This is a genomic window from Desulfoprunum benzoelyticum, assembly GCF_014201505.1.
GTDB lineage: Bacteria > Desulfobacterota > Desulfobulbia > Desulfobulbales > Desulfocapsaceae > Desulfoprunum > Desulfoprunum benzoelyticum.
Genome location: NZ_JACHEO010000043.1, coordinates 1 through 3,906 on the forward strand (window position 1 = coordinate 1; position 3,906 = coordinate 3,906).

Consider the following 3,906-nt stretch of genomic DNA (forward strand, 5'->3'; position numbering starts at 1 on the left):
TACAATGGTTGATCGGTTAACCTATATAGCCTTACAAACTCAGCCGGTCCCGCAGCGCCTGCTCAAGCTGGCTGAAGTTCGATGGTAATCAGAATTTTTTTTCGGTCAATTATCAGCGATTTGGGTTCCAGTTTTTTTGTTCTTTTTCTGATTGTATATTACCTGAATCTTTCATCAGAACGTTTGTTTCTAATTTCTTCATCACTCGCCTGAAGCCACCCGGAAACACTATTATGTACGACATCAAACTGTTCGATATATGGCTTGATATCCAACAATGGAGTCCCATCAAGGACATCAATTCCCTTTACAAAAACTATGTTTCTTTCGACTTTTAATAGATTGACAATGGATATGCCAATATGATTAGGCCGTAACGGAGAACGTGTGGCGAATACGCCTCTTTTTGTCTTGTCCATAAACGGAGTTACAATCATCTCGGTTCGTGAGGCCTTATGAAAGCTATACAGCAGATAAATATGGCTGAAACCATCAAGATCGTGTAGTCCATCAATGTATTTTTCATTCACAATTACTTGCCCTTCAAATTCTGATGCGCCTTTTGGTTGAATAGGCATATCTTCAATTGATTTATGAGGTGAAAGTATTACTCCTATTGGATCTATAGTATGCATTTGTAACTCTCGATTTTGTTGCTGCTGAATGTTAGCTAACCGGCGATCTTCAGCACGTCAGTTGAAATGGTTTGCGTGGGGTTGGCTGCCTGGTTACGGCCTGGTGACGTCAACGAAACGCCATGTGCGAACCCGCATTCCGGGCAGGGTGAGGAGGGGAAAGAGAAAACTCCCTCTTGCCCGATCAACCAAAGTTTTACTGCAATTAGCAGTAAATCATAACAATTCGTTTTTCTTCTTTTGATGTAAGATGATTGATAGCGAGCCCATTACTTGTTGCCGTGGAATATACATCTATGCCACGAGCTTCCTTGGATGTCCCTGCTCAATTGGGAACCTTTCACTCGGTCAATTCATACTCTTTGCATACAATACAAGTCTTTGCACCAAAGCTTATAAATATTTAGTGATAATGGAAAGATTTCTCTTTCAATACTAACGCCAGGAGTCGGCAACCGCCCATGAGTCAGGCGGCTCAATCCTCAAATCGCCCTGTGCGCTTCTGTTGCGCTGCCGACATCGCCTCGGCGAGGTCGGCAGAAAACAGTATGGCTGCATTCTTGGCCGAGACATACGAAAGGCCTTCCGCAACCGAGTGATCCCGGCTGTAGTTCAGCGTGTCCTTGATGCCGCGAATTGTCAGCGGTGACTTGCTCGCAATCTCGGCGGCTGTTTTCAGGGCTGCTGTCATAAGGCTATCCTTGTCCGAAAAGACCTGGTTCACAAGCTTCATATCATGGGCTGCTTTGCCGTCGAAATTTCTGCCTGTAAATGCAAGTTCCCGTGCGAGTCCTTCGCCTATGATCCTTGGAAGCCGCTGGAGCGTACCGACATCCGCTACGATCGCCAGGTCCACCTCTTTTACCGAAAACCTCGCGTCTTCGGTGGCATATCGCATGTCGCAGGCCGTTGCCAGGTCGATCCCCGCCCCCATGCACGCGCCATGTATTGCGGCAAGAATCGGCTTTCTGCACGATTCCGCGGCGCTTATAGTCTCTTGAAGTTCGACGATCATTTCGCGCAAACGTTCCTGTCTCCTGCCTTCGGACATGCCGGCAATCTCAGATCTGATTTCCGTGAGCATATCCAGGTCGATTCCGGCCGTGAAATGCTTGCCTTGGCCGCTCAGCACCCCGACACGCGCGCGGCTGGTGCTTAACCAGGCGAAAGCCGATCTCAAGTCCTTCCACATCGGCCCGTTCATCGCGTTCGCCTTATCCGCTCGATTTAATTCAATATGGACGACTCCATCCGTTTCACTGATGGCTAATGTCTCGAAGTTCATTCTGATCTCCTTTGGTTGAAGCGGGCTAACGTCACAATTCACCGGATCCGGGCTGGTTGCGGAGACCGGGTGCAGGTAGCGGTTGTGCGTAATACCTATAATGTTTTTTTCCGGAATTCTTGTTGAAACGTTCGCCCGTATTTTTGTACAGCCTCGTTCTTCTTATAAATTTCAAAACCATATTTACTATACAATTTGCGAGCGCTCTCTAAACAGCTATAAGTTTCCAAACGTAGTGTTTCGAGGTCATTATCTTTAGAATGAGAAATAACCTTATCCAACAGTTTTCTGGCTATTTCATAGCCTCTGTATTGAGTTTTAACTAAAAGAAAATTTACAAATGCAGTTTGATCATGTTGTAATGAAACCGCTATGGATCCAACACGTTTATTGTCGGTGGATGCTATCCATAATCTGTTGAATGTATGTGGCGCTTCTAGAAAAGTGAGAACTTTCTTTGCAATAGCTATTTCGAAATTTGAGTCAAAGTTGAATTGTTCAGCGTAAAGCTTTCCATGTATTGATATCAGCCAGCCAATATCACCAGGAGATGGGTTGTTTACAACTATTTCCATTAATAATTTATCTCACAACGTTCTGTGTCTGTCTCCGGCAGACTGCCAGGCTCCCGCACCGAACGCGACCATAAACAGATAGACGACAACCAGGAAAATCGAAAACAGAGGTCTCGAGGGAGACCCGATCGCGCCAAGCTCGCTGATCATTTGATCTCGGAAGCTGCCGTCCGGCCACTGCGTACCCACCAGGGCGTCGGCCACGGCGTACAAAAGGGGAAAGGCGACGCCGCAGAGCAGCAAGATCCGTCGCATCATTACGAACGTCCTGAAGTTCCCTTATTTCACCGGTTCCATGCCCTCATCCAGATATTTTTTGGCAAGATCGATATAGCGCTGTTTACCCCGAAGCCATAATTCTTCGTCTTTTGAGCGTATTTCTCTGACGATCTTTACTGGATTGCCCGCAGCAACCACTTTTGGAGGAATTATCTGTCGCATTTTTACTACCCCGCCTTCTGCCACAATCGCCCACTCTCCGATTTCAGACCAGATGCTCAGTACAGCACCCATGCCGATCACTGCATGATTGCCAATTCTTTTCCCATGGATAACGGCACCGTGACCTATCGTGACTTTGTTCCCGATCTGGTTTGTATCGCCAGGCGGTGCGTGAACAATGACTCCTTCCTCCACTGCTGTGCCGTCACCGATTTCAATTCTGCCATAGTCCCCCCGTAAGATAACACCGTGCCCAATATAGCAATTGTGACCGATAACTACATCGCCGATAATGCTTGCCAATTCGCTAACATAAGTGTCAGTTTCTATAATTGGCTGCTTGCCGTCAAATTTGTAAAGCATGTCAAACCTTCTCGCAAAAATACAGTTTCGATACATTCATTGATTGCATGATACCACGAATGTAACAAGGTCGATGAAAGTTTCCGCATAACACTCTTTGCAGGGTGGTGGGGGAAGGAAAAGACCTCCACATTACCCGATTAACAGTGTCTTATGGTATGTCTTTCAATAAAGCGTGCCGGCTCCAGACAAGTCTTGTTTCGTAGATATTCCCCGACTTGATCCTTCTCTTTTATTTTGGGTGCAATTTTGGGTGAAATGATGGGTGACTTTATAGTCACGTCGTCCGCGCTTTGTCAATAAGTGTGCATCGCAGGCAGATCGAAAAAAAACCAACAAAAAATGGTGTAACAGTCGGATGTGACTGTTAAACACTTTCCAGTGTTGTTCCGGGAAAAGTCGTTGGCGGCAACCAATCCCGGCGCGCGGTTCTCAGGATTCGAACGATTCCGATCTATTCGATCCACTTGTTGACGAGTTCGGGATTGTCGTGGACCCACTGCGTGGCTATTTCGTATCCGTCAAAATAACCGCATCTGTTTTTCCCTGCACTGAGCTGTCATAGTGGGACCACCTTTTATCATGGAGGAGCTTCACTATGAACATT

At 46.5% G+C, this 3,906-nt stretch carries 5 protein-coding genes; all 5 read right to left on the reverse strand.

The genetic code is table 11. The annotated features are described in order from the left end of the window. Window positions 1-158 precede the first annotated feature (158 nt). Window positions 159-635 carry a tRNA (N6-threonylcarbamoyladenosine(37)-N6)-methyltransferase TrmO gene (gene tsaA, locus HNQ81_RS17140; RefSeq protein WP_183352629.1) on the reverse strand — a complete coding sequence of 159 codons (477 nt, stop codon included), beginning with the start codon at window positions 633-635 and terminating at the stop codon, window positions 159-161. Between the two features lie 475 nt (window positions 636-1,110). After that, on the reverse strand, window positions 1,111-1,920 hold the full coding sequence (locus HNQ81_RS17145; protein ID WP_183352631.1) for a crotonase/enoyl-CoA hydratase family protein: 810 nt from the start codon (window positions 1,918-1,920) through the stop codon (window positions 1,111-1,113). Window positions 1,921-2,015: 95 nt separating this feature from the next. Beyond that, complete coding sequence (locus HNQ81_RS17150; protein ID WP_183352633.1) at window positions 2,016-2,495, reverse strand: GNAT family N-acetyltransferase; 480 nt, start codon at window positions 2,493-2,495, stop codon at window positions 2,016-2,018. A gap of 12 nt (window positions 2,496-2,507) precedes the next feature. Then, window positions 2,508-2,753 (reverse strand): DUF998 domain-containing protein, encoded by a 246-nt coding sequence (locus tag HNQ81_RS17155; RefSeq protein ID WP_183352635.1) that lies wholly within the window; start codon window positions 2,751-2,753, stop codon window positions 2,508-2,510. Between the two features lie 21 nt (window positions 2,754-2,774). Beyond that, complete coding sequence (locus HNQ81_RS17160; protein WP_183352637.1) at window positions 2,775-3,299, reverse strand: gamma carbonic anhydrase family protein; 525 nt, start codon at window positions 3,297-3,299, stop codon at window positions 2,775-2,777. Between the last annotated feature and the right edge of the window lie 607 nt (window positions 3,300-3,906).